Source organism: Halalkalicoccus tibetensis (assembly GCF_037996645.1).
Taxonomy (GTDB): Archaea; Halobacteriota; Halobacteria; order Halobacteriales; family Halalkalicoccaceae; genus Halalkalicoccus; species Halalkalicoccus tibetensis.
On sequence record NZ_JBBMXV010000003.1, the window covers coordinates 669,750 to 694,143 of the forward strand.

Genomic DNA, 24,394 nt, shown 5'->3' on the forward strand with positions numbered 1-24,394 from the left:
GCGTATTCCTCTTCTGGTATCCGAACTCGACCATTGGAGGCCTGAATCGACGGTTCGGTGTCTCTACCGCCCTGATTCCTGCCGTTCTGGAGCTGCATCCCTAACGTGACTATATGACATTACTATACAGATACATTTATAGAAGTATTAATATCTTATGAGACTATTTGGAACGGTATGAGGCGACGTAACGCACTCAAGTGGATCGGTGGTCTCGCTGGTGTCGGACTAGTTGGACCGGGCATAGTGAGCGCGGAGGACGAACTCCCTCGGGAGAACTCGCGATGGTACACACATGATGAGGTCATGGAACGGCTGGATCGGCTAGAGCGAACGGGCCGTGGTACGGTCTCACTGGAGGAGATCGGTGAGAGTATCGAGGGCCGTGAGCTCGTCGTTGCGACCGTCGGGAGCGGCGAGACGGACGTCTTCATCACGACCGAACAACACGGCGACGAACCGACTGGGACGAGTACGATCTTCCAGATCCTGCAGAGGTTGTCGGCGGGCGGTCAGAACACCGCACAGATTCGCGAGGCTCTGACCATCCACGTTCTTCCGATGCACAATCCGGACGGAGGCATGCGAAACCAGCGTGTAAACGCTGATGGCGTCGACCCGAACCGACAGCACCACTACGATCCCGGATCGGACGACAACCCGTCCCCGGAGACGCAGGCGATGATCGACTACGTGACTGACCTCGATCCGGAGTGGGTCGCGGACCTCCACACGCAGACGGGTGACTACGTCGATGATGACGGGGAATCGATCCGTGCGTCGAACTTCTGGCCGATCGCCCCGGACGCCGACGAGGACGCGATCGAGCTCTCGAAGCAGATGAACTGGGCGATATACGACGAGGTCAACGATCAATACGGCTTCGCAAACATCTCGCAGTATCCGGGCGGCACCGGCGCGAACATCGCCCGCAACGCCTACGGAATTCGCGGCTACGGTAGCGTCCTACTAGAGATGACTGGTCAGGTCGACGACCGTGGCGAGCGCATGGAGGGGATGATGATTCGTCACATGCGAGCGGAAGTCGAAACCCTGCTCGAGGAGACCGCGGACGGATCGCTCTATGACCGCGACTCGGAGCTGGCGGAGACGATCCCGGAGCGTGGCCCCCGTTCACCGTGGCCGTGGGACAACGAGTGATCCGAGCATAGCGTCGCGATAGTCCTCCACTCTTTCGATAACAGCGAAAATCGACAGTACGGCTACTTCAGGCGCATCGCGTCGGCCATGACGTTTGCGATGTCGGTGTTGTCCCGCGCGGTGTTGAAGAACTCCGCGTTCGGGCCGTCGGCGTACAGCGGCACGTCGACGCCCGTGTGCCCGTGGGAGGTGAAGTCGATCAGCATCTGTCGGTTCATCAGGTCGCGTAGCGCGGGGACCTCGGCATACAGCGGCCCGAGGTCGATCGCCCGGTAGAGGTCCATCTCGCTCATGTTGCGGTCGAGATCGGCCAGCTCGATCCCGCCCACCTCCGACATGATCCGCTGGAGGTCCTCGATGCCCTCCATTCCCTCGTCGAGCGCCGGGATGATCCCCTCGGTCACGCTCGCTTCGAGGGAGTCGATCATCTCGTAGTCGACGTTGTAGATGCCGTCGCGGGCGAGCGAGAACCCGCCACACTCGTGGTCGGCCGTCGTCACGACCAGCGTCTCGGGGGTGGCGTCATCGCGCGCGAAGTCGAGGCAGGCGCCGACGGCCTCGTCGCCCTCGAGCTGTTCGGCGAGGATCGCGGGATCGTTCTTGTGCCCGCAGTGGTCGACCCGGCCGGCCTCGACCATCAGGAAGAACCCCTCGTCGTGCCCGGAGAGCAACTCGATCGCCTTGTTCGTCATCTCGACGAGCCCCGGCTGTGTCGTCTCGCCCTGGCGGTCGAGGTAGTAGTCCATGTGGCTGTCGTCGTCGGTGAACAGCCCGAGCACCGGCGCCTGCTCCACGCCGTCGAGCTCGTCCGCGGTCTCGACGATCTCGTAGCCCTGCTCCTCGGCGTCGCTCAGCAGGTCGCGACCGTCCTCGCGCTGGTCGGGATCGAAGAAGGCCTTCCCGCCGCCCAGCAGGACGTCGACGCCCGCGTCGTCCATGTACTGTTCGGCGATCTCGTCCTCCATGCGCCGGTGGGGGACGTGGGCGGCGAAGGCCGCCGGCGTCGCGTGGGTGATCCGCGTGGTGGTGACCAGCCCCGTCGCCTTCCCCGCGTCGCGGGCCGCCTCGAGGATGGTCTCGACCGGGGCGAACTGGCCGTCCTCGTCGCGGATCCCCCCGATCGCGCCGTTATACGTCTTCACGCCCGCGCCGATCCCCGTCGCCGATCCCGCACAGTCGACGGCCCCCGGGCTCGTCGCTCCCGCCGCCGAATCGATGATCACCTCGTTGGGGTCCTCCGGGAAGACCGTCATCGTCCCGTGGGCTGCGTGGCGGTCCATATGCAGCGGCGTCACTGACGGGTCGGCGTTCATCGGGAACGCCTCCGCGTCGGCCTGATACGCCTTCAGGTAGCGCGCGCCGGTGACCTGGGTCGGCCCCATCCCGTCGTGGATGAAGGTGATCCCGTTGCGCGGTTCGTCGTCGTTCTCGCCCTCCTGGTCCTTCTCGTCGGAGTCGGTGTCGGTGGCCATCGCCGTCCCGCCGAACGCCGCGGCCCCCGTGACCGCGCCCAACCCCTTGATGAACGTCCGCCGCTCGGCCGAGATCGGCGGCAGGTCGTCCGGATCCGGTGTTGCACCGCCGCCACAACAGTTGCTAGTCATTATCAATGAAGAACTCGACCCCCCGCCGTGTTAGTTCTTTCCCGGGGTTAGGTTACGTATCCGGTCTGAGGTAATTGAACACCTGCCGTCGAAAGGACAGTCCGATCCCGGTGTGAATGGACGTGGGGGACGGGCCGCTCGGCGGTCGGTCTGCAGAGCCGAAAACGCTCGCATGCCGCGTTCGAACCGCGATCAGTCGATCGAGACGACTTCGACGTCGAACTCGAGGGTCTCGCCGGCGAGCTCGTGGTTGAAGTCGATCCGGACGACCTCCTCGGTGACGTCGACGATCTCGCCGACCTGCTGCTGTTCGGTCTGGATCATCATCCCCTCCTCGGGGGGCTGGCCGAGCATCTCGTCGAACCCGTCGCGCTCCTGCTCGATGACCTGCTCGTCGGTGTGCTCGCCGTAGCCCTTCTCCGGGGGGACGGTGATCGTCTCGGAGTCGCCCTCCTCGAGGCCGACCAGCCCCTCGTCGAACCCCTCGATGAGCTGGCCCGCGCCGGGCTCGACGGTGAGCGGCTCGTACTCCCGTTCGGGCTGGGATTCGGCCAGCCCCGCCTCCTCGGCGACCTCCTCGCGGGACGTGTCGAACACCGTCCCCTCCTCGTCGGTCAATCGCCCTGTGTACTCGATCGTCGCCTGATCGCCGGGTTCGATTCCCATGGCCTCACATAGCTCGCGAAGCCGGAAAAACCCCCAGATACGCACCATAGCTGGCTCCCTTCGGAACCGGCCATCGAGGGTGGGCATGAAAGGGTTATTCCAGACGCCCCCGCTCCCCCTAGCCACTCGATGGATCGGTTGGCATCCCTCCGACGGGAGGCGAGCGGGCTCTGGGCGGGCGGCACGGGCAAGCTGCTGATCGTGATCGCGCTCGGCTGGGGGCTGCTCAACGGCACGCGGATGATCTACCCGGTGTTGCTCCCGCAGCTCAGCGCCGACTTCGACCTGACGCTCACCACCGCCGGCTTTCTGGTGACGCTCATCTGGTTGGGCTACGCGATCGGCCAGGTCCCCGGGGGCGTGCTGGCCGATCGGCGCGGCGAGCGGGCGGTAATGACTGCGAGCGTCGTGCTGGCCACCATTAGCCTGCTTTTGGTCGTGCTCGCGCCCTCGGCGCTCGCGCTGTTCGCCGCGACCGCGCTGTTCGGGCTGGGGCTGTCGCTGTACCCCGTCGCCCGGATCACCGCCCTCTCGGAGCTCTACCCCGACCGGATCGGGCGCGCGCTGGGCATCACGATGGCGGCGGGCGATACCGGCCAGACCCTCCTCCCGCCGCTCGCCGGCGCCATCGCGGCCGTGGCCGCCTGGCAGGCCGGGCTGGGGTTCGTTATCCCCGCCCTGGTGGCGGTCGCCGTCGCCCTCTGGCTGACGCTGCCGCCGTCCACCGATCGGGAATCGGGTGATGGCGACTTCTCGCTCGCGGGCGCCCGGAGCGTGCTCGGGCAGCTTCGCCACCCCACCCTCCTGTTCATGGCCGTCATCCTCTTCCTCTACATCGGCATCCTCCAGACGTTCTCGGCGTTCTATCCCACCTACTTGATCCAGGAGAAGGGCCTCTCTTCTGCGGCCTCGAGCACGCTGTTCGGCCTCTTCTTCGCCGTGGGGATCGTCGCCAAACCTGCGGCCGGGGTGGCCTACGACCGGGTCGGGATCCGTCGCTCGTTGCCGATCGTCCTCGCCGGGGCGATCGTCGGCTTCTCGTTGCTGCCGGTCGTCGAGAGCCTCGTCCCGCTGGTCGTCGTCACCGTGCTCGTCAGCACGATGCTCGGATCGGGGGCGATCACCCAGTCGTACCTCTCGGATACGATCCCCGAGGAGATCCAGGGCACCGGGCTGGGCGCGGTCCGCTCGTTCGCCTCGATGATGGGGGCGATGGGCCCGGTGCTGTTCGGCGCGGTCGCCGAGCGGGGCTTCTTCGACGAGGGCTACGTCCTGCTCGCGGTGCTCGTCGCGGTCATCACGCTGCTCACGCTTCGCCTGCCCGAGGACTGATACCGGCCGTCGCCGCCCCCTACCCGTCGTTCTCGGTCCCGATCGGCTCGATCTTGAAGATGTACTCGGAGTTGGCCTGATCGAGGTTGTGGGGCCGTTCCTCGGCGGTGTGCTCCCGACAGAGCGACACCTCAGCCTCGACCGCCCCGAGGTCGTTCTCCTCCTGATAGCGCTCGTACACCCAGAACTCGGCGGTCTTCTCGCACGATCGGCGGTGACAGTCGAACGGGGGCACGCCCTCCTCGTCGCTCATACCCCAAGGGAGTGACCGAGGCGACATAGACGTGTGCTTCTCGACCCGACGCCACTCGATACCCTCGGCTCCCTGGAACTGTCCGGGCTACAGCCGGGTGTAGACGCCCGACCCCGGATCGAGGAGCTCCTCGATCTCGATCCGGATCGTCCGCGAGTCGATCCGCGTTACTCCCGTCGCGAACGGCAGGGCGTCCGCCAGCGGCGGGGCGTACCGCCTGAGCAGGCCGCCGATCCGGTCGAGCTTCGAGACGTTCGCCGGCTCGTAGTACCTGATCTCGAGGGCGTAGGGCGACTCGATCCGGTCGTAGGGCTCGATCTCGTCCAGGCGGTCGATCGCGTTCGCCGCGCCCCGTCGGATCGCGTCCGCGACCTCCGCAGGATCGCGGTGGCGCGCCGACTCGCGGCCGGTCCCGTACTTGGTGGCGACGGTCTCGATCCCCGGAACGAACTGGCGGGCCTCGAGGGTCGCCTTGTCGTCGCCCGCGAGAAACACCGTCGGCACGCCCTGGCGGCCCGCGATCAGCGCCCGGCAGGCGAACTCGCCGACGAAGGTCCCGTTGAGCTTGTAGTAGTCGACCGCGAGCGAGGAGTAGGTGTGACAGAGCGGCGCGTCGGGCGTCCCCGCCATCGCGTGCTGGCCGACGAACAGCACGCCGTCGTAGTCCTCCCTGTCTTCCTCGTTCCCGTCCCCTCCTTCCCCGCTTTCGCGGTGCTCGCCCGCGAGGTGGAAATAGGGCCGGCCCTCGCCGAGGTAGCGCCCGCCCTCGAGGTCCGATTCCCGAAGGCCGCCGCTACCGTGGCCGTCCCAGACGTCAATCCCGGCCTCGGGCGCCCGCGAGCGGATCCCCTCGATGCAGGCGTTGACCTCGCTCGCGAGCCGGTCCATCGCCGAACCTTTCCGCTCCTCGCGGCCCGTTCGGGTCTCGAAGAACGAGTCGATCCCGGCGACGCCCTCCAGGTCCGTGATCACGAGCAGGCGCATCAGTTCGTTCCGCGCCGCCGACGGACGAAAGCGCTTCGACACGCCGCGGGCGTCGGAAACAGCTATTGGCCCGGACCGACTCGCCCCTACCAGATGAGCCGCTCCGATCGCTTTTCCCTCCATTCTCGTCCGTATCATGCGTAGAACTCCCCTCACGCGGGCGCTCGCCGTCCTCGCCCTGCTCGCCGTCCTCGGCGCCCTGTTCGTCGGCTACGGCGCGACCCCGGCCGATCCCGATCGCCACGACTACCCCGACGAGGGGGCGCTGATCGACGACTACGACGCCCACGTCGGCGAGCCGGTCGAGCTCTCGGGCCCGGTCGTCGCGACCGATCCCGTAGTGATCGATCCCGGGACCCCGGCGGGCGAGTCCTTCGAGCTTCGGATCGAGAACGTCGAGGAGCCCGTGAGCGAGGGTGAGGACCTCCGCGTCTTCGGGGTCGCCGGGCCCGATCGAACGATCGACGCCGAGGAGACCCTCGTCCGCGAGCCCTGGGAGTTCACCTACATGTACGGTGTCTCGATCCTCGCCGGCGGGTGGCTCCTCGTCCGATTCGTTCGCGACTGGCGGATCGACACCGACGAGTGGGCGTTCGTCCCCCGCGAGGAGCCCCTTCGGCTCCGGGGGTGGGGCTGATGGCCGAGTGGCTCACGCATGTCCTCGGGGCCTACGTGCTCGCGACGCTGCTCTCGTGGCGCTACCCGTGGCTCACCCCACGCTACGTCACGATCGCGATGATCGGCTCGATCGTTCCCGACCTCAACCGGCTGGAGCTGGTGGTGAGCGAGCATACGGTCGAGGCCCTGCTGGGGATCCCCTTCTCGTGGGTCCCGCTTCACTTCTTCAGCGGCTCGCTCGTCGCGATCGCGATCGGATCCCTGCTGGTCGGCGCCCGCCAGCGCGCCCGCGTGTTCGCGCTGCTCCTCCTCGGGATGAGCACCCACCACGCGCTCGACCTCCTGTTGGTCGGCCTCTCGGGCCACTCCTATCCCCTCCTCTGGCCGCTGACCCAGTACGCGCCGCCGACGCCGAGCCTCTATCTGAGCACGGACTGGTGGCCGGCGCTCGTCGCGGGTGCCGTGGCCGCGGTCGTCCGGGCACTCGATCGTCGCCACGAGGGCTGAAGGGGTCCGTTCTCGGTGAGCCCCGGTCTCACCGTGGCCCGTCGAGAAGGTTCCTCAACAGCTTTCGCTGCCCCGCTCGGAAGTGCTGTTGGAACGTCGCCGAGGAGATCCCGAGCTTCGCGGCGATCGCGTTGCCGTCGTTCTCCCGGGGCCACTCGAAGTAGCCGCTGTAGTACGCCGTCTCGAGTGCGGCCCGCTGTCGCTCCGTGAGGTCCTCGAACGCCGTGGCCGGGGTATCGGTCCGCGAGCGCGTCCGCCGTTTGTGGAGCTCCACGCTCAGACCGGGCTGGATCGCCTCGATCTCCGCGACGAGCCGGGAGACGTCGGCGGCCGGGGGGAGCTCGATCGTCGTGATCAGGTTCCCGCCCCGGTAGGTCACGCCGAGCATGCGCCCGCCGTGTGCGAGTATCCGCGAAACTATCGGCGGATCCGACAGCTCCAGTTCGAACCCGATCGTCCCCTCTCCGACCGCGGTCGCCGTCACGTCGGTGACGCTGAGGGGGGAGTCCTCCAACGCGGCGAGCGTCCCCTCGATCTCCGACTCGCCCTCGCCGTAGAGCAGGTAGCGCTCGTCGCCGACGGGGACGAGCCGGGAGACGCCGAAACTCCCCTCGTGGTCCGTCTCGATCCCCGACGCCCCATCGTAGCCCCGGATATCCAGCGTCACGACGGTCCGCTCACGGCCCAGCAGCGTCTGTTCCTGATTGGCCGTCGCGATCGCGTGGCCGACCGTCTCGCCGAGGACGCCGAGAACGGTCCGGACGGTCCCCCCGAACGCGTCCTCCGTCCCGGCGTAGACGCTGAGGACGCCGAACAGTGCGTCGCCGTAGACGATCGGGACGGCGGCGACCGAGCGATAGCCCCGCGAGAGGGCCTCCTTGCGCCAGGGGGGGAACTCCTCGGCGGCCGCGATGTCGGGAACGACGTAGGTCTCGCGGTCATCGACGGCCCGTCCCACTGGTCCCCTCTCCGCCGGTATCCCCTCGCCTCCGCCCGCGACGCGATCCGGATAGCCGTCCTCGTGGCCGGCGTGGGCCGCCGGCGTCACGCCTCCCGTCGTGGGATCGGCGTGCCAGACCGCCGCGAACCGATAGGTCTCCTTCTCGACGAGGCCGGCACAGACCGATCGCTCGATCTCGGCCTGGGACGTCTCCTTGATGATCGACCGGTGAATGCCGTGGATCAGGGCGTTCAGTCGGTTGAGCGCGGCAAGCTGGCGTTGCTGTGTACGGAGCTGTCTCGTATGGCGGCTTCGGGAAATGGCCGCGGTGAGGATGTAGGCCACCGTTTCGACGAAGTGGACGTCGTGGTCGGTGAACTCCCGGCTCCGGGTGTCGTGTACGCCGAGGATCCCCCACGGCTCCTCCGGGGAGCCGATGGTGACGCTGACCCCGCTTCGGACGCCGTGATCGGTCAACAACGGTGGGCCGCTGAAGCGGGTCTCGGAACCGAGGTCCTCGACGACGATGGGGTGGGATTCCGAGAGGGTGTGGCCGGCCTGGGAGTCGTCGGCCGTCGCCGAGATCGTCGCGCTTCCCACGAGGCCGGGCTCCCATCCGACCCCGGCACGAAGCAGTAGCTCCCGATCGTCCTCGGTGAGCTCCAGGACCTTGGCGTACTCCGCGTCCAGCCCCGCGGCGACCGCCTCGACGGCCTCGTCGAGGAGGGAATCGATGGCCTCGGCCCGGAGCGCACGGCGCCCGAGGTGTGCGGCCACATCCTGCTGTGCGAGGCGCGTCGCGAGCGCCTCTTCGGCCCGCTTTCGGGGGGTGATGTCCCGGATCAGGCCGACGAAGTAGCGGGCTCCCCCGTAGGTGAACGTGTTCAGGGAGACGCCGAGCGGGACCTCGTGGCCCTCCCGGTGCTGGCCGGGCAGTTCGACGTACGACCAGTTGATGTTCCGCTCGCCGGTGTCGAGATACCGTTGGAGCGCGGCCAGATGCGTCTCTTGGAGGCGATCGGGAATGATCTTCAGCTTGCTGGCCCCGATCAGCTCGGCCGGTGGATAGCCCAGGATCCGCTCGACGGCCGGGTTCGCGTACTGGATGTCGCTGTTCGAGTCGAGGACGATGATGCCGTCGCTGATGGCGTTCGCGAGCGCGAGGAAGGACTTCCCGATCGCCGTCTCGGTCTCCCCTGTCGAGCGGGAGTCGGTCGTCGGATCGGAAACGGCCGTCCGAACGATGCCCAGAACGTCGGCCCCGTCCGGGTCGCTGACCGACTGGAAGGTCGTTTCACAGGGGATCGATCCGCCGGCCGCCGTCCCGATCCGGTGATCGAACGTGGCTGGCTCGGTCCCCGCTGCCCGGAACCGATCGAAGGGATCGCCGTCCGTCGTGCCTCCGTTCGGAAGGACCGTCGCGAACGGTCGACCCCGCAGCTCGTCCCGCGAGTAGCCCGTCAGCGTCGTGAACGCGTCGTTGACCTCCAGAAACGTCCCCTCCGTCGTGAGACGGGCTATCCCGATCCGTGCCGCCTCCAGAAGCCCGTCGAGGTCGCCCACGGCTGCCTCCCGCTCGGCTACCGCCGCCAGGGGGCCCCGCTCGCCGGGCGAGTGGGTGGTCATCGGGAGATTTATTCCGCCACTAAAGATAATAATTGCGGTAGGAAAGTCGCTATTACCACCAACGCCTCTCAGCGAACCCCTCCGAACGGTCCGGCGACATCGATCCGATCCGGTTTTACTATCAAAATTCAACCATACCAATCATAGTAGGGACGAGTATTTAGGTGGGGAAACCCGTTGGAGAAACCAGAAGGATGAGCCAATCTACTGATACGGCAAAGCGCGCGGGTCGGTTGTTGTTGAAGTCCGCGGAGATCGGACGGGACGAGGGGATTGAACCGCCGTCCGACGTCGTCGTCGACGCCGTCAAGGACCCGCTTCGTCAGGAGACCCTGCTGTACGTTTTCGATGCGAATACGGACGTTTCCCGGAACGCGCTTGCGGACCATCTGGCCGACTGGGACCTCGAAGCCGACGACGGATCCGTCTCGGACGAGGACCGCGAGCGGATGCGGGTCCTCCTCCATCACAAACACCTCCCTCAGCTGGTCGGCGCCGACCTCGTCGAGTACGACCAGGAGGACGGCACGATCGAGCTGACGGAGTACGGACGGAAACTCGCCTCTACCTGCTGAGCGGTTCGTGTCGGGACGTTCTCTGGGAATTCACCGGATCCGTCGAGGGAACTCACTCTGCCGAGCGGATTCAGCTCAGTCGTCGCCCGATGCTTCGAGGTTCGACTGGGAACCGAGCGGCTCCTTCGGCTCGATCGGCGAGCCTTCGCTGAGGCCGCGTTCGGCGAGCGCCCCGCCATCTATCACGCCGCCGGTGGCTGTCCTGCGGTCCGCCGTTCGGTATTTTTCGCCCGTTGACCCGGTAGACTATCCAGTAGTTCGGTATTTTTATTACGTTTTCAGCTATGGTTTTCGTATCCCTATTGCGAATCTATGACGCGAGCGCCGCGGGTTCGCGTGGGGTGTGATGGGTACTACTATGCAACGACGAACCTTCCTCAGATCGCTCGGCATCGCGACGACGGCCGGCCTCTCGGCCGCGTCGGTGCCGGTCGCAGGACAGCCCGACGGAGACGACGGCTACGGTCCGGTCGACCTCGACGCCGGCCCGTACCGGACCAACGAACAGGTCACCGAGGAGCTGAAGCTCCTCGATCGGACTAGCGACCGGATCACCCTCACCGAGATCGGCCGGTCGGCGGGCCGGAACGACCCCCTCTGGGAGGTGAAACTCGGCGAGGGTGATACCAGCGTCCATATCATCGACCAGATCCACGGCGACGAGCCGACGGGCACGGAGGTCTCGCTGCTGATGATCCGCCAGCTCTCGCAGGGCACCTCGCCCGAAACCGAGGAGATCCTCGAGAACCTCTCGCTGACGTTCATCCCCCGCTCGAACCCCGACGGGGCGATGTACCGGGAGGACACCACCGGCGACGGCCACGAACAGCGCGTTTCGCGCCGGCAGAACACCCAGCCGTGGTGCGAGTGCGACTCGCGGTACGAGCCCTACTACAACTACGGCACGCCAGCCGGCTACGACATGAACCGTGACTTCAACATCGATCCCGGGTTCGACGCGACGCCGGGCGTCGACGACGAGGCCGACTGGTGGCGCGCCGAGGAGACCGACGACGGCGGGACCGAGTGGTACATGGATCAGCCCCGCGAGGGCCACGTCCTGCGGGGCAGCGGACTGCGGCTCACCGAGGAGGTCCGCGCGATCACCGACTCGTTCCTGCGGGCGGACCCCGACGTGGCGATCAGCCACCACCACCAGAACGTCGCGACGGTGCCGGACGAGGACGAGGAAAGCGACCCGCAGCGCTCGCTTCTGAGCACCATGCCGGTCTACGGCCCGGCCTACGAGGACCAGGCACCCTTCGCGGACCCTGACGCGCCGGTCGCGGACAACGTCAACCCCTTCATCGACGCCGAGACCAGCGCCCGCTCGCTGCGACTCAACCAGCTCGTCGGGGAGGCGCTGGCCGACCAGCCGTGGGACGCCTTCGACACCGTCACCCGTTTCGGCTACTTCCCCATCTGGGGCGACTACTTCGACGCGCTCTGTCCGCTGACCGACGCCGCCGCGATGCTCTACGAGGTCTCGGGCCAGTCCGACCAGGTCGGCGACGAGTCCTACGGGCTCTACCTCGAAGCCACTCGAATCGGCTACATGGAGACGTTCAGCGCGCTGGCGGAGGACCCCCAGCTGAGCGACGTCGACGAGGAGGCGTACTTCGAGACGCCGCTCGTCGGCCCGAGCCTCGAGGAGGTCGAGGACGCGGACCGCGCTAGCCTCGAAGGACTCGGCCAGGTAGGCGGCGTGGCGCTCCCGCGCTGAATCGGCCCTACCGAAGCCATCCGGGTTCCGACGGACCGATCAACCCGGTATCGGTATACGAAAATCGGTTCAGTCCGGCGATGCGGCACGTGCCGGTGGTCGGCCGGACGGTCGTTCGTTCCCGTCGACCGTTCTCCCGCCCCGATCTCGGGCCGTTCGAGGACGAGCCCGTCGTCGAGGTGCGGCCCGCCGATGTCGTCGTCGGAGCCAGCACGTCGACGAGACTCATCCCTCGATGGCGTTCGCGACCCACTCGCGGTCGAACAGCCGTTCGTCCTCGGGAAGTTCGGGATAGGCGTCGCCGTCGTGGTCCGCGGGCCACTCGCCGAACTGGTCGGGATAGAGCTGCTTCGCGGCCATCTCGAGCTGGAAGAGGTTCATGATCGGGCCCTGCTCGGGGTCGCCCGACGGGTACACGCGCCCCTCCTCGACGGCCGTGAGCTGCCCGGCGACGGGGTGGTCCGCGAGCGTCTCGCGGATCGCCCCCACGTCGTAGTAGGAGGCGATCCCGTACCGATGGAGGATGACCTCGGGGTCGATCTCGAGCATGGTCTCGTAGTCGTAGGCGGTCTCGTAGGTCACCTCCCTGTCCCCGAAGGCGTCGACGGCTCCGAGGGGACGCAGGTCTGCGGTTGCGAATCCCGGCGCGTCGAGATGCGTCGGGTAGAACGTCTCGTCCATGAAGATGACCGCGCCGACCGTGGGCCGCTCGTCCTCGGGGGGGAGCCCCGACTCGATCGTCTCGAGCAGCTCGTCGTGGACCGCGTTCAGCTCCTCGTACCGTTCTTCGGCCCGGAACACCGCCGAGACCCGCTCGGCGATCTCCCAGAGCGTGTAGTACTCGTACTCTTCTTGATACGCCTCGGGCGGCTCGCCGTGCTCGCGGCTGTAGACGTTCCCGAACCAGGGCGCGACGTTCTCGGCGATCTCCTCGACGTCCTCGCGCCCCCAGCCGTCGAACGACGCCACGAGGGCCGGGTCGACCAGGTGGAGATCCGAGTCCAGCTCGTAGACCTGCTCCTTGTCGATGGTCAGCCCCTCCGAGCCGGTGTTGAGCTGGGCGATGTCCTCCCGGTCGAACGAGACCCCCTCGAGGTGTTCGTAGTAGGCGTCGAGGGTGTTGCCGCCCGCCTCCGCGTCGAAGCCGAGCGAGTTGACCGCGTCGCCGTGGCCGTACGCGACCGCCATGTCGGCGTACAGCAGGCTGTAGACCATCACCTCCTCGGGGACGCTCTCGAACTCCACCTCGCCGACCGGCGCCATCGACGCCGAATACGTCCCCCCGTCTCCGGTGGAGCCTTCCCCGCTCGACTCCGACTCCGATTCCGTGCCGGCGTCGTCCGCACAGCCGGCGAGTAGGGTCCCCCCGAGCGCCGCGCCGTAGGTCATGTATTCGCGCCGCGTCGGCCCCGTCTGGTGCGTCCGTTCGCCTTCCATGGTATTTAGGCCCGCCTAAATAGATAAATCCGTTTCGGTTTTTAGGCCGACCGAAACTGCACTCGGACGGAGAAGTACAGCGGGAGAGGGGTGGAAAAGGGGCAGCTCGATCAGCGTGGGGCGGTCCCCAGCCACTACGTCTGCTGGCGGCCCTCGACCTGGCCCAGCCCGGGGATCGCGACGCGGCGTTCGACGTGGTTCATCACGGCCGAGGCGCTCAACACCAGACAGAGGTAGACGAGCCCCACGGTGAGGAACACCGCCGTATAACGGAAGTTCGAGGAGGCGATCGACTGGGCCTGCCTGAACAGTTCGGGGACGGTGATGAACGCGGCCAGCGAGGAGTACTTGATCAGGTAGACCAGCTCGTTCGTCCAGCCGGGGATCGCGTAGCGAAGTCCCTGGGGAAGTACCACGTAGCGGATCCCTTCGAGCTTCGAGAGCCCGACCGAGCGGGCGGCGGTCAGCTGGCCGCCCTCGACGCTCTGGAGCGCCGCGCGGATGTACTCGGCCTGGTAGGCCGCGCTGTTGATCGTGAAGGCGATCATCGCGACCCAGACGGCCTGATCGGGGATCGCCCCGTAGCCCACGTACGGCAGCTCGCGGATCCAGCCCGAGAGGCCGAGCCCGTAGTAGAGCACGAACAGCTGGGCCAGAAGCGGCGTCCCGCGGATCAGCTCGGTGTAGAAGAGCGAGAGCCAGGCCGACCAGCGCCCGTAGACCCGCGCGACGCTCAGCGGGACGGCGATGAAGAAGCCGAAGAACATCCCGCCGATCGTCAGCACGATCGTGAGCCAGATACCGCCGGCGAACGCCGGCAGCAAGGAGAGCGCGAAGCCGACCGGCTCCAGGGTCCCGCTCGCCTCGAGCAACGCCGTCGGGGCGAACGGCTCGCCGCGTTCGATCCCCAGACCCAGCCGGACGAGTACCCAGTCGTTGAACCAGCGCACCAGCAGCCAGCCCCAGAACAGCGCCGCGCCGGCGATCAGCAGCCAGCGGCGGGCGGAGTGCTCCCCCGCCATGCCCGCCAGCGGGCCCTCGGTAGCGGTGGCGTCGCTCATCGCCATCCCCCGAGGGGTGCTCTACTCGACACGGTTCAGGCCTCCGGCCCCTCGTCGAGGAGCCGTCCGAGGAAGGCTTTCGTCCGGTCGCGCTCGGGGTGCTCGAAGAGCTTCTCGGGCGGGCCGGTCTCGACGACCCGGCCCTTATCGAGGAACGTCACCTGCGAGGCGACCGACTGGGCGAACCCCATCTCGTGGGTCGCGACGAGCATCGTCATCCCCTCGTCGGCGAGCCGGCGCATCACGGCCAGGACCTCGCCGACGAGCTCGGGGTCGAGCGCGCTCGTGGGCTCGTCGAACAGCATGAGCTCGGGCTCCATCGCCAGCGCCCGGGCGATCCCCACCCGCTGTTGCTGGCCGCCGGAGAGCTCGGCGGGATAGGAGTCGGCCTGCTCGGCGATCCCGACCTGTGCCAGATGCTCGTCGGCGATCCGTTCCCCTTCGGCCTTCTCCAGTCCCCGCACCCGCCGCAGCCCGAGGACGATGTTCCCGCGGGCGGTCAGATGGGTGAAGAGGTTGAAGTCCTGGAAGACCATCCCGATCCGCCGGCGGAGGTCGTCGACGTCGGTGTCCGGACCGGTCACGAGCTCGCCGTCGAGGTAGATCGCCCCGTCGTCGATCTCGGTGAGTCGGTTGACACAGCGAAGCAGCGTCGACTTGCCGCTCCCGCTGGGCCCGATCAGCACGCCGACGTCGCCCCGATCCATTTCGAGGCTCACGCCGTCGAGTGCGGTCTCGTCGCCGTAGCGTTTGACCACGTCATCGATCTCGAGGAGAGGGTCGCTCATGCGGTCTCACCCCCGGGGATCGCGTAGGCGTCGGCCAGTCGGTCGAGCGCGCGGTTCGTCGAGAACGTGAGCACGAAGTAGATCGCGCTCGCGAACAGGATTATCTCCAACACGGCGGTCGTCTGCTGGACGAACAGGTCGTAGGACCGACTCAGCAGCTCGGCCAGCCCGATCGCGAAGGCGATGCTCGTGTCCTTCAGGACGATCGTGAACTCGTTTTGAAACCCCGGGACGCTCCGGCGAAGCGACTGGGGGACGACGACGTGTCTGATCGCCTCGAGCTTGCTCATCCCCACGGATCGGGCGGCCTCGATCTGGCCCTCGTCGACGCTCTGGATCGCGCCCCGAAAGATCTGTGACTGGTAGGCCGCGCTTCGCAGCCCGAGCCCAAGGATCGCGGCGAGAAAAGCGCTGTTTATCGAGACGACGAAGAACATCACGATCAGGATCACCAGGATCGGCGTTCCCCGCAGGACGACGCCGACGGTCGAGACCAGTCCCTTGGAGTAGCGCCCGCCGTACACCTCGACGGCGCCGGCCGGGAACCCGAGCAGGAAGCCGAGCAGCACGCTCGCGATCGTCAGCAGGATCGTGATCACCGTCCCGCCCAGCAGGTAGTCGGCGTGTTCGAGGACGAACGCCCAGTCGTCGATCTGGAGGGCGAGGCTCGAACCCGCGTCGATCAGTGTCCCGTCCATCCGGGATCAGTTGCCGAACCACTCGTCGACGAGCTCCTCGTAGCGGCCGTCCTCCTGGACCGTAGCCAGTCCCTCGTTGAGCGCGCTCTGGAGCTCCTCCTCGTCCTGCCGGAGTCCGAAGCCGTACTCCTCGCCGGTCTCGTAGGTGAAGGCGACCTCGACCGCCCGGTCGTTGGCGAACGTCTCGGCGACCGGCACGTCGAGGACGATCGCGTCGACGTTGCCGTTCTCGAGGTCCTCGACCCCCAGCACGTAGTTGTCGTAGGTGTTGTAGTCGCCGTCGTCGATCAGGCCGGCCTCGATCAGCTCGTCCTCGACGACGGCCTCGCCGGTCGTCCCGCTCTGGGCGCCGACGGTCACACCCTCGAGGTCCTCGATCGTCTCCCAGTCGACGTCCTCGTCCTCGCGGACGAGAACGGACTGGTTGGCCTCGTAGTAGGGGTCCGAGAAGGCGATCGTCTCCTCGCGCTCGGGGTCGATCGTCATCGCCGCGGCGATCACGTCGATGTTGTCGTTCTCCAGGGCGGGGATGAGCGACTCGAACTCGAACTCCTCCCAGTCGTCGGCGAGGGTGTAGTCGGTCTCCTCGACGACCGCCTCGAGCAGGTCGATGTCGAAGCCCACGAGCTCGCCGCCCTCGTTCATCTCGAACGGGGGGAAGCCGGGCGCCGTCCCGGCGACGATCTCCGAATCGTCGTCGCCACCGCCTGTCACACTGTCGAGACAGCCCCCGAGACTCGCTCCGATCGCTGCGCCCCCACCGAGCTTGAGATACGTCCGTCGTCGCATACTACCGGAACGGCGTGGGTGAGCTATATATTTGTCCTTCGAGAGATCTGCCCGGCTCGATCCAACCATACGTCGAGCATCCCTTCCTCGTCGCCGGTGATTGACCATCGTGGGACACGAACCCGTCGGCTCGGCTCCGATACGCTTCCCTATCACACAGTATTATAATGGAGTAGTATAACTCACTTATCGATGGTACGAACCCAGCTACAGCGGGCCCGGGCGGGAGAGACGACGCCGGCGATGAAACGGGTCGCCGAGCGCGAGAACCGCGATCCCGAGTTCGTCCGCGAGCAGGTCGCGGAGGGGCAGGCGGTCATCCCGGCCAACCGCGTCCACAGCGCGCTCGATCCGATGGTCATCGGTCGGGAGTTCGCGACGAAGGTCAACGCGAACATCGGCAACTCCGAGGAGACCAGCGACCCCCGCGAGGAGCTCCGGAAGCTCCACACGGCGGTTCACTACGGCGCCGACACGGTAATGGATCTCTCGACCGGCGAGGACCTCGATGCGATCCGGGAGGCCAACGTCGCACGTTCGCCGGTGCCGATCGGGACCGTCCCGATCTACGAGGCGGTCAAACGGGCCGGGGAGCCCGCCGCCATCACCCGCGAGCTCCTGCTCGAGGTCATCGAGAAGCAGGCCCGCCAGGGCGTCGACTACATGACGATCCACGCGGGGGTCCTGATGGAGCACCTCCCGCTGACCGACGGCCGGAAGACGGGCATCGTCTCGCGGGGCGGTTCGATCCTCGCCCAGTGGATGGAGGAGAACGCCATGCAGAACCCGCTGTATACCGAGTTCGAGGCGATCTGTAGGATGTTCGCCGAGCACGACGTGACGTTCTCGCTGGGCGATGGGCTCCGACCGGGCTGTCTGGCCGACGCGAGCGACGAGGCGCAGTTCGCCGAGCTCGATACCCTCGGCGAGCTCACTCGGACGGCGTGGGACCACGGCGTCCAGGTAATGGTCGAGGGGCCGGGCCACGTCCCGATGGACGAGATCGCCGCCAACGTCGAGCGCCAGCGAGAGGTCTGTGACGGCGCGCCCTTCTACGTGCTCGGCCCGCTCGTGACCGACGTCGCGCCGGGTTACGACCACGTCACCAGTGCGATCGGCGCGACCGAGGCCGGGCGCGCGGGCGCGGCGATGCTCTGTTACGTCACGCCCAAGGAACATCTGGGCCTGCCCGAGGAGGCGGACGTCCGCGAGGGGCTCGCGGCCTACCGGATCGCGGCCCACGCGGCCGACGTCGCGAACGACCTTCCCGGCGCGCGCGACTGGGACGACGCGCTCTCGGAAGCCAGATACGAGTTCGACTGGCGCCGCCAGTTCGACCTCGCGCTCGATCCGGAGCGCGCCCGCGAGTCCCACGACCAGTCCCTCCCTGGGGACAACTACAAGGAGGCGCGCTTCTGTTCGATGTGTGGCGCGGAGTTCTGCTCGATGCGGATCGATCAGGACGCCCGGGCGGTAGACGGCGAGATGACGGCGATCGACGGCGGGACGGATCTCGACTCGTCTCGGGCTGGCGACGCGAACCTCCCGCCGACCGGGAGCCACGACACGAGCCGGGTGCCCGACGAGATCGAGATCGACGGGGTCCGGTTCACTCCCGTTTCCTCGGCCGACGACTGACGCCCTCGCCGATCAGGATCCCACGAGCTCGATCGCCGTTTCGACGGCCCCGACGGCGTCGCGATCGAGGACGTACGTGATCGGCTCGATCCCGAACGCGCCCTCGTGATAGAGCACGCAGGGGACCCCGTCGCCCTCCGACAGCAGCTCCCGCAGCCGTTCCTCGCGATCCTCGTAGCTCGCGTCGAACTCGACGGTCGGGAGCCCCGCCTCCCGGGCGGCCGAGAGCAGCGCCTCGGAGGTCCGCAGGTTCAGCGCGCCCCCGACCTCCGAGCGCGCGGCCCGGGCGGCGAGCAGCGTGCGGGCGACGTGCTCGGAGGCGCCGAACTCCGGGTCCGAGGGCACGTTGACCCGCCCGCGCATCGCGTGGAGCCGCCCGGGGACGGCGGCGACGTCCGTCGCGTCGGCCGCGTCGGGCAGGGCCGTCGCGACGTTGGTTCCGACGTTCGGGACGTGATCGACGGGGGCGGCGGACTCGAAGCGCCGCACCGCTTCCCGGACGTTCGCGAGGGCGTCGCGCTCGGCCTGTCTGGCCCGGTCGGGCCCGCGGACACAGAGGTCACAACCCAGGCCCTCGAGCGCCGGCATCTCCGCCTCGTGGAGCTCGCAGATCGGGCCTCGGTCCTCGAACCCGTGGACGAGTTCGAGCAGCTCGGCGAGCGCCTCGAACTCGTCCATCGTCCCGTCCACGAAGCCGTCGGCGATCGCCTCGATCGTCCTCCCCATCCGGGGATCGTTCGCGAGTCGCGGCTCGCCGGGGTGCTCCTCGTTGAGGTACTTGCTCACGGCCGCCTGCGAGACCCCGAGCCGGGCGGCGATCGCCCGCTGGGAGAGCCCCCGCTCGTGCAGCTCGACCGCCAGCATCGAGCGGGCGGTCGGCAGGAACCGCTCGACGACGATCTCGCTTGGAAGGGTCAGCGCCACCCGTTCATCGCCTCCGAAGTGAGGTCCATCGATCCCATCGAACGGGCCGACGGCCTTAACGTCCACTCCTCCTGTTGCACAGGCGCCAAAAAGGACGGTCGAGGGGCATCCGGAGGGCCGACACGAGGCCATAGACACCGGCATCGGATCGCTGCCGGCAGCGGAGAACGGCAGTCGCCCTTTGTGGGCTTTCTGGTCGATGATTTCGGGCCATATAATCACAGAAAAGTAATCGGCGCCGGTGTCGGGGCGGGACGGCGAAACGACCCGTTTTGTCGACCGAGACCCTATGGTCGCCATGCGCGAACTCGTCTTCACCCTCGAGTACGACCCGGGCCGGAACGCGGTGGCGGACGTCCTCGCCGAGCACCCTGACGCGGGGATCCGATCGCTGTCGCTTCACGCGACCCCGGACAGCCTCTGGCGGGTCGATCACGCGACCGGGCCGTCCAACGCGCTCGCGGCGATCGAGGACGCCTTCCTCACGACGGACTACTACGCCGACTGTCTGGCGACCGACCCCTGCGGCGCGACCTCCGAGACGCAGGTGCTCGATCGCTCCCCCGAAACGCTCGTCCTCTACACCTACTGGGAACGGACCCCGATCTGCGCGTCGATCCCGCATCTCGCGCTCGAGAACCTCGGCGAGGGCTCCCTCTTCGAGACGCGCCACGAGGGGCGCCGTCACACCTGGCGGGTCGTTCACTCGGAGGGTGCCGACGTCCACGCCTTCTTCGACGCGCTGCGCGCCGAGACGGGCGACGGCGTCGAACTCGACGTCCGCCGGCTCGCCGAACTCTCGCCCTCGCCCGCCGGGAGCGATTCGCTTCCCCGCGAACAGCGCGAGGCGCTGCGGGCCGCGGCCGAGCGCGGCTACTACGAGACGCCCCGCGCGGTCGACCTCGCCGAGCTCGCCGCCGACCTCGACGTCCCGCGCTCGACGCTCGCCTACCGGCTGCGCCGCGCCGAGGCCTACCTCGTCTCGCACTTCCTCGAACGCGAGCGCCTCGCGGAGGGGGTCGAGCCGACCTGATCGGGATTGGAATACTCCAATCAAGGCTTATCGACGCGTCGGCCCTTCTAGAGGGTAATGAACGTGAACGAAACGACGCCCGAGAGGGGCGAAGAGGGCCCGCGAACGGTGCGGCTGTCGGTGCCCGAGATGGACTGTCCGTCGTGTGCGGGGAAGGTCGAGAACGCCCTCGCGCGCACGGAGGGGGTCGTCGACGCCGACCTCTCGCCCACGACGGGCACCGCGGCCGTCAGCTACGACCCCGACCGGGCGACGCGGGCCGACGTCGTCGCCGCCGTCGAGCGTGCCGGTTACGAGGTGGCGGATGGGGGGGAAGAGGACGACGGGGGGATGGCCCCGCCGTCGGCGGTGTGGTCGAGCCCGCGCGCGATCAAGACGTGGATCGGCGCGGCCTTCCTCGTCGCCGGGCTGGCCGTCGAGTTCGTCCTCACCGGCTGGAACGCGCCCCTGTTCACCGTCGGCTGGCTCGAGCTCGACGTCGCCGGCGCGCTGCTCGCGGCCGCGGTCCTGGCGAGCGGGCTGCCGGTCGTCCGGGACGGCTACTACTCCGCGCTCAACCGCAGCCTCGACATTGATCTGCTGATGGCGACGGCCATCGTCGCGGCGTCGGCGATCGGCTACTTCGTCGAGGCGGCCACTCTCGCGGTGCTGTTCTCCATCGCGGAGCTGCTCGAGGAGTACGCGATGGACCGCACGCGCGACTCGCTGCGCGAGCTGCTCGAACTGGCGCCCGAGGAGGCGACGGTTCTGCAGGACGGTACGGAGCGCACCGTCCCCGTCGAGGCGGTCGATATCGGGGACCTCGTCGCCGTCCGGCCCGGCGAGCGGATCCCCGTCGACGGGGTCGTCCGCGAGGGCGAGAGCGCGGTCGACCAGTCGCCGATCACCGGCGAGAGCGTTCCCGCCGACAAGGCCCCCGGCGACGAGGTCTACGCGGGGACGATCGCCGAGGCGGGCTACCTCGAGATCGAGACGACGGCCGAAAGCGACGGGACGACGCTCTCGCGGATCATCACGCTGGTACAGGAGGCCCAGTCGAAGCGGACCGAGTCGGAGCGGTTCGTCGACCGGTTCGCGGGCTACTACACGCCCGTCATCGTGGCCCTCGCGGTCCTCACCGCGCTCGTCCCGCCGCTCGTCGCCGGGGCCGCGTGGGGGACGTGGTTCGTCCGCGGGCTGACGCTGCTGGTGATCGCCTGCCCGTGTGCGTTCGTCATCTCGACGCCGGTCAGCGTCGCCTCCGGCGTCACCGCGGCCGCGAGAAACGGCGTCCTGATCAAGGGCGGCAACCACCTCGAGTCGATGGGCGCGGTCGACGCCGTCGCCTTCGACAAGACCGGCACCCTGACGACCGGCGACCTCGCGGTGACCGACGTCGTCCCGTTCGGGGGGAGCGAACGCGAGCTCCTCGGACACGCGGCCGCCCTCGAATCGCGGAGCGAGCACCCGATCGCCGGCGCGATCCTCGATCGGGCGGACGACGAGGGGATCTCGCCGCCCGCGGTCTCGGGGTTCGAGAGCCTCACCGGCAAGGGCGTCCGCGGCGAGGTCGACGGCGCCGAACACTACGCGGGCAAGCCCGCACTGTTCGAGGAGCTGGGCTTCGACCTCTCGGGTCGGGCGACCGAGACCGACGGCGGGACCTCCGCCCGTCCGATGGCCGATCCGGGCAGGGCGGTCGAGACGGTCGCCACGCTGGAGCGCGACGGGAAGACGGTCGTGCTCGTCGGGACGGACGAGCGGCTGCTGGGCGCGATCGGGGTCGCCGACGAGGTCCGACCGGGAGCCAAACGGGCGATCGAGGCCCTCCACGAGCTTGGGATCGCGCCGCTGGTGATGCTCACCGGCGACAACGAGGGGACCGCCCGCGCGGTCGCCCGCGAGCTCGGCGTCGACGAGTACCGCGCGGACCTGCTCCCCGACGAGAAGGTGGAAGCGGTCGAGGACCTCGAGGCCGAGCACGGCTCGGTCGCGATGGTCGGCGACGGGATCAACGACGCGCCGGCGCTGGCGACCGCGACGGTGAGCGTCGCGATGGGCGCGGCGGGGACGGACACGGCGATCGAGACGGCCGACATCGCGCTGATGGGCGACGACGTCTCGCGGCTCCCCTACCTGTACGCGCTCTCGAACGAGGCCAACGACGTGATCCGCCAGAACATCTGGAGCAGCCTCGGGGTCAAGCTCCTGCTGGCGGTCGGCGTGCCGTTGGGCTACGTCTCGGTCGCGCTCGCGGTCGTCGTCGGCGACATGGGGATGAGCCTCGCGGTCACCGGCAACGCGATGCGCCTGTCGCGGGTGAGTCCCGAACGCTATCTCGAACGCTGATCGGCCAGCCGACGCCCTCCTTCGCCGGCCGCACCCTTTTGTCCGCCCGCGGCCTCCCCTCGACCGATGGAAGTCGCGATCCTCACCGTCGGCGACGAGGTGCTCGCGGGCGACACCGCGAACACGAACGCGACGTGGCTCGCGGGCCGCCTGACCGAGGGCGGCGCGACCGTCGTCCGGATCCTCACCGTCCCCGACGACCGCGCGCTCATCGCCGAGGTCGTCCAGGAGTGGGCCGACGCCTTCGACGCCGTAATCGTCACCGGCGGGCTCGGGGGCACCCCCGACGACGTCACCGCCGACGCGATCGCCGACGCCTTCGACCGGGGACTGGCCGTCGACGACGCCGTCCGCGAGGACGTCCTCGAGACCGTCGCGGCCTACCGGGACGAGAACCCCGAAACGGTGGCCGCCCACGACCTCGAGATCGACGTCGACGCGTGGGCGGCCCTGCCCGAGGGCTCGCGCGCGCTGATCAACCCCGCGGGGCTCTGTCCGGGCTGCGTGCTCGGGAACGTCTACGCGTTCCCGGGGGTGCCCGACGAGATGAAGGCGTTGTTCGAGGAGGTCGCCCCGGAGTTCGGCGGCGACGTCGTCTCGCGGACGCTCTACACCCCCCAGCCCGAGGGGTCGATGGTCGGCGTGCTCGCGGAGGCTCGGAAGGAACTCGACGCGTCGGTCGGCAGCTACCCCGCCACCGAGCGGCAAAACCGTCTGAAGGTGAGCGCGTCCGACTCCGCAGCGGTCGAGGAGGCGGTCGCGTGGCTGCGCGAGCGCGTCGAGATCGACGACGGCGGAAGTGGGAACGAGGAGTAGTCGCGCGTCAGCCGTCGCTTCGCTCCCTGATCGTCCGATCCGAGAAGTTCGGCAGGTTCGGGTCGCGATACGGGTTGCGGCCGTAGGGCCGGTCGCCGATCCCCGCGTCGAGCTGTTCCTTCAGCACGCGGCGCAGCCGGTTGAGGCTGGTCGTGTCGAGGTCGTGGCGCTCGGCCAGCTGCTCGAAGGGCGCCTCGTCGGTGATGTCGTTCTCGCGGTACTGTTCGAACAGGTCCTCCAGACGCTCCTCGGAGAGCGCCGTCGGGTCGAGGTCGTCGAGGCCCAGATAGCCGCGCCGTTCGACGTCGACGACGTGGCGGATCACCACTAGTGCAACCTTCGGGATCCCGCGCTGGCTGCCGAAGGCCGTCAGGTCGAGCTCCTCCATCACCCCGAGCGCGCGGTCGCGCTGCCAGGGGGTGACGTCGAGCGCGCTACAGAGCGCATGGGTGGTCCGCAGCCGGTCGAGGTAGTGCGTGCGGGTGCTGTGGCCCTTCGTCGCGGTGTGCTGTTCGTCGTGGAGTCGGCGGATCCGCTCTGAGAGGTCGTTCTCGGGCGAGTCGGCGCGCCCGATCATCGTCGCGCTCGGCGTCAGGACGTCCCACCGGCGGACGGTGTTGTCCCGCTGGGCGTCGGCCCGCGAGAGCGAGCCCGAGCCCGCCCGGTCGTCGATCCAGCGCGGACCCTCCTCCTCGAACGTACCGGCGGCTTCCGGGTGCTCGTCGGAGCGCTCGGGGCCGCCGTCGGGGTTCGCCATTCGTGCGTACTCGCCGCTGCTCGTAGTTGAATGTCCCGGCCACGGCGCGCCTCGCCGAGGGCCGCCGCTCGCGATCGGTAGCGCGGAAAAACGGGGTCGCCGAACCCCTCTTACTACACCCCTTGTCGCCAGAACT

Annotated in this window: 22 protein-coding genes; 10 read left to right on the top strand and 12 right to left on the bottom strand. The window is 68.2% G+C overall.

Annotation, left to right across the window (positions count from 1 at the left end; translation table 11 throughout):
• Positions 1–246 precede the first annotated feature (246 nt).
• Positions 247–1,161 carry a M14 family zinc carboxypeptidase gene (locus WOA58_RS11835; RefSeq protein WP_340604418.1) on the top strand — a complete coding sequence of 305 codons (915 nt, stop codon included), beginning with the start codon at positions 247–249 and terminating at the stop codon, positions 1,159–1,161.
• Positions 1,162–1,223: 62 nt separating this feature from the next.
• On the opposite strand, the gene WOA58_RS11840 is transcribed toward WOA58_RS11835, so the two are convergent.
• Both WOA58_RS11840 and WOA58_RS11845 read right to left on the bottom strand, forming a co-directional pair.
• Entirely contained in the window at positions 1,224–2,765 is a 1,542-nt protein-coding gene (locus WOA58_RS11840) for an alkaline phosphatase (RefSeq protein WP_340604419.1), read from the bottom strand.
• 192 nt (positions 2,766–2,957) lie between these two features.
• Positions 2,958–3,431 carry an FKBP-type peptidyl-prolyl cis-trans isomerase gene (locus WOA58_RS11845; protein WP_340604420.1) on the bottom strand — a complete coding sequence of 158 codons (474 nt, stop codon included), beginning with the start codon at positions 3,429–3,431 and terminating at the stop codon, positions 2,958–2,960.
• Positions 3,432–3,560: 129 nt separating this feature from the next.
• Here WOA58_RS11845 and WOA58_RS11850 point away from each other — a divergent pair, with 129 nt between their 5' ends.
• Positions 3,561–4,763, top strand: coding sequence for an MFS transporter (locus WOA58_RS11850; RefSeq protein WP_340604421.1), 1,203 nt, complete (start codon positions 3,561–3,563; stop codon positions 4,761–4,763).
• Positions 4,764–4,782: 19 nt separating this feature from the next.
• Here the strand turns inward: WOA58_RS11850 and WOA58_RS11855 are convergent, their stop codons facing one another.
• On the bottom strand, positions 4,783–5,016 hold the full coding sequence (locus WOA58_RS11855; RefSeq protein ID WP_340604422.1) for a hypothetical protein: 234 nt from the start codon (positions 5,014–5,016) through the stop codon (positions 4,783–4,785).
• Between the two features lie 87 nt (positions 5,017–5,103).
• Entirely contained in the window at positions 5,104–6,000 is an 897-nt protein-coding gene (locus WOA58_RS11860) for a M55 family metallopeptidase (protein ID WP_340604423.1), read from the bottom strand.
• A 136-nt stretch (positions 6,001–6,136) separates the two neighbouring features.
• Here WOA58_RS11860 and WOA58_RS11865 point away from each other — a divergent pair, with 136 nt between their 5' ends.
• Both WOA58_RS11865 and WOA58_RS11870 read left to right on the top strand, forming a co-directional pair.
• Positions 6,137–6,637: a hypothetical protein gene (locus WOA58_RS11865; RefSeq protein WP_340604424.1), complete on the top strand. Its 501-nt coding sequence runs from the start codon at positions 6,137–6,139 to the stop codon at positions 6,635–6,637.
• On the top strand, positions 6,637–7,125 hold the full coding sequence (locus tag WOA58_RS11870) for a metal-dependent hydrolase (protein ID WP_340604425.1): 489 nt from the start codon (positions 6,637–6,639) through the stop codon (positions 7,123–7,125). Before WOA58_RS11865 ends, WOA58_RS11870 begins: the two co-directional genes overlap by 1 nt.
• 28 nt (positions 7,126–7,153) lie before the next feature.
• Here the strand turns inward: WOA58_RS11870 and WOA58_RS11875 are convergent, their stop codons facing one another.
• Positions 7,154–9,691 carry a PAS domain S-box protein gene (locus WOA58_RS11875; protein WP_340604426.1) on the bottom strand — a complete coding sequence of 846 codons (2,538 nt, stop codon included), beginning with the start codon at positions 9,689–9,691 and terminating at the stop codon, positions 7,154–7,156.
• 194 nt (positions 9,692–9,885) lie between these two features.
• On the opposite strand from WOA58_RS11875, the gene WOA58_RS11880 reads away from it, so the two are divergent.
• Positions 9,886–10,266, top strand: a complete 381-nt coding sequence (locus WOA58_RS11880; RefSeq protein WP_340604427.1) for a DUF7344 domain-containing protein — start codon at positions 9,886–9,888, stop codon at positions 10,264–10,266.
• 358 nt (positions 10,267–10,624) lie between these two features.
• Positions 10,625–11,989: a M14 family zinc carboxypeptidase gene (locus WOA58_RS11885; RefSeq protein ID WP_340604428.1), complete on the top strand. Its 1,365-nt coding sequence runs from the start codon at positions 10,625–10,627 to the stop codon at positions 11,987–11,989.
• 225 nt (positions 11,990–12,214) lie between these two features.
• On the opposite strand, the gene WOA58_RS11890 is transcribed toward WOA58_RS11885, so the two are convergent.
• The 5 genes from WOA58_RS11890 to WOA58_RS11910 all read right to left on the bottom strand — a co-directional run bounded on the left by WOA58_RS11890 (position 12,215) and on the right by WOA58_RS11910 (position 16,762).
• The gene (locus WOA58_RS11890) at positions 12,215–13,426 is read right to left on the bottom strand and encodes an ABC transporter substrate-binding protein (RefSeq protein ID WP_340604429.1); all 1,212 of its coding nucleotides are present in this window, start codon (positions 13,424–13,426) and stop codon (positions 12,215–12,217) included.
• Positions 13,427–13,560: 134 nt separating this feature from the next.
• Positions 13,561–14,487, bottom strand: coding sequence for an amino acid ABC transporter permease (locus WOA58_RS11895; RefSeq protein WP_390220924.1), 927 nt, complete (start codon positions 14,485–14,487; stop codon positions 13,561–13,563).
• Positions 14,488–14,522: 35 nt separating this feature from the next.
• Entirely contained in the window at positions 14,523–15,275 is a 753-nt protein-coding gene (locus tag WOA58_RS11900) for an amino acid ABC transporter ATP-binding protein (protein WP_340604430.1), read from the bottom strand.
• A complete protein-coding gene (locus WOA58_RS11905) occupies positions 15,272–15,973 on the bottom strand; it encodes an amino acid ABC transporter permease (RefSeq protein ID WP_340604431.1) in 702 nt (233 codons plus the stop codon). Before WOA58_RS11905 ends, WOA58_RS11900 begins: the two co-directional genes overlap by 4 nt.
• A gap of 6 nt (positions 15,974–15,979) precedes the next feature.
• Entirely contained in the window at positions 15,980–16,762 is a 783-nt protein-coding gene (locus WOA58_RS11910) for a basic amino acid ABC transporter substrate-binding protein (RefSeq protein ID WP_340604432.1), read from the bottom strand.
• 192 nt (positions 16,763–16,954) lie between these two features.
• Here WOA58_RS11910 and thiC point away from each other — a divergent pair, with 192 nt between their 5' ends.
• Positions 16,955–18,400 carry a phosphomethylpyrimidine synthase ThiC gene (gene thiC / locus WOA58_RS11915; protein WP_340604433.1) on the top strand — a complete coding sequence of 482 codons (1,446 nt, stop codon included), beginning with the start codon at positions 16,955–16,957 and terminating at the stop codon, positions 18,398–18,400.
• Positions 18,401–18,412: 12 nt separating this feature from the next.
• Here the strand turns inward: thiC and WOA58_RS11920 are convergent, their stop codons facing one another.
• Positions 18,413–19,324: a thiamine-phosphate synthase family protein gene (locus WOA58_RS11920; RefSeq protein WP_340604597.1), complete on the bottom strand. Its 912-nt coding sequence runs from the start codon at positions 19,322–19,324 to the stop codon at positions 18,413–18,415.
• A gap of 298 nt (positions 19,325–19,622) precedes the next feature.
• Here WOA58_RS11920 and WOA58_RS11925 point away from each other — a divergent pair, with 298 nt between their 5' ends.
• From WOA58_RS11925 to WOA58_RS11935, 3 genes are all read left to right on the top strand, one after another.
• Entirely contained in the window at positions 19,623–20,357 is a 735-nt protein-coding gene (locus WOA58_RS11925; protein WP_340604434.1) for a helix-turn-helix domain-containing protein, read from the top strand.
• 57 nt (positions 20,358–20,414) lie between these two features.
• A complete protein-coding gene (locus WOA58_RS11930) occupies positions 20,415–22,685 on the top strand; it encodes a heavy metal translocating P-type ATPase (protein ID WP_340604435.1) in 2,271 nt (756 codons plus the stop codon).
• A gap of 66 nt (positions 22,686–22,751) precedes the next feature.
• Complete coding sequence (locus tag WOA58_RS11935; protein ID WP_340604436.1) at positions 22,752–23,501, top strand: competence/damage-inducible protein A; 750 nt, start codon at positions 22,752–22,754, stop codon at positions 23,499–23,501.
• A gap of 7 nt (positions 23,502–23,508) precedes the next feature.
• Here WOA58_RS11935 and WOA58_RS11940 read toward each other — a convergent pair whose 3' ends face one another.
• Complete coding sequence (locus tag WOA58_RS11940) at positions 23,509–24,258, bottom strand: DNA-directed RNA polymerase subunit epsilon (protein ID WP_340604437.1); 750 nt, start codon at positions 24,256–24,258, stop codon at positions 23,509–23,511.
• Positions 24,259–24,394: the final 136 nt, after the last annotated feature.

Bases quoted from the DNA above. Each gene is read 5' to 3' on its own strand.
- WOA58_RS11865 (WP_340604424.1), top strand. From the start codon at position 6,137: ATGCGTAGAACTCCCCTCACGCGGGCGCTCGCCGTCCTCGCCCTGCTC.
- WOA58_RS11930 (WP_340604435.1), top strand. From the start codon at position 20,415: ATGAACGTGAACGAAACGACGCCCGAGAGGGGCGAAGAGGGCCCGCGA.
- WOA58_RS11890 (WP_340604429.1), bottom strand. From the start codon at position 13,426: ATGGAAGGCGAACGGACGCACCAGACGGGGCCGACGCGGCGCGAATAC.
- WOA58_RS11850 (WP_340604421.1), top strand. From the start codon at position 3,561: ATGGATCGGTTGGCATCCCTCCGACGGGAGGCGAGCGGGCTCTGGGCG.
- WOA58_RS11940 (WP_340604437.1), bottom strand. From the start codon at position 24,258: ATGGCGAACCCCGACGGCGGCCCCGAGCGCTCCGACGAGCACCCGGAA.
- WOA58_RS11855 (WP_340604422.1), bottom strand. From the start codon at position 5,016: ATGAGCGACGAGGAGGGCGTGCCCCCGTTCGACTGTCACCGCCGATCG.
- WOA58_RS11910 (WP_340604432.1), bottom strand. From the start codon at position 16,762: ATGCGACGACGGACGTATCTCAAGCTCGGTGGGGGCGCAGCGATCGGA.
- WOA58_RS11925 (WP_340604434.1), top strand. From the start codon at position 19,623: ATGCGCGAACTCGTCTTCACCCTCGAGTACGACCCGGGCCGGAACGCG.
- WOA58_RS11885 (WP_340604428.1), top strand. From the start codon at position 10,625: ATGCAACGACGAACCTTCCTCAGATCGCTCGGCATCGCGACGACGGCC.
- WOA58_RS11875 (WP_340604426.1), bottom strand. From the start codon at position 9,691: ATGACCACCCACTCGCCCGGCGAGCGGGGCCCCCTGGCGGCGGTAGCC.
- WOA58_RS11905 (WP_340604431.1), bottom strand. From the start codon at position 15,973: ATGGACGGGACACTGATCGACGCGGGTTCGAGCCTCGCCCTCCAGATC.
- WOA58_RS11900 (WP_340604430.1), bottom strand. From the start codon at position 15,275: ATGAGCGACCCTCTCCTCGAGATCGATGACGTGGTCAAACGCTACGGC.
- WOA58_RS11840 (WP_340604419.1), bottom strand. From the start codon at position 2,765: ATGACTAGCAACTGTTGTGGCGGCGGTGCAACACCGGATCCGGACGAC.
- WOA58_RS11860 (WP_340604423.1), bottom strand. From the start codon at position 6,000: ATGCGCCTGCTCGTGATCACGGACCTGGAGGGCGTCGCCGGGATCGAC.
- WOA58_RS11870 (WP_340604425.1), top strand. From the start codon at position 6,637: ATGGCCGAGTGGCTCACGCATGTCCTCGGGGCCTACGTGCTCGCGACG.
- WOA58_RS11880 (WP_340604427.1), top strand. From the start codon at position 9,886: ATGAGCCAATCTACTGATACGGCAAAGCGCGCGGGTCGGTTGTTGTTG.
- WOA58_RS11935 (WP_340604436.1), top strand. From the start codon at position 22,752: ATGGAAGTCGCGATCCTCACCGTCGGCGACGAGGTGCTCGCGGGCGAC.
- WOA58_RS11895 (WP_390220924.1), bottom strand. From the start codon at position 14,487: ATGAGCGACGCCACCGCTACCGAGGGCCCGCTGGCGGGCATGGCGGGG.
- thiC (WP_340604433.1), top strand. From the start codon at position 16,955: ATGGTACGAACCCAGCTACAGCGGGCCCGGGCGGGAGAGACGACGCCG.
- WOA58_RS11845 (WP_340604420.1), bottom strand. From the start codon at position 3,431: ATGGGAATCGAACCCGGCGATCAGGCGACGATCGAGTACACAGGGCGA.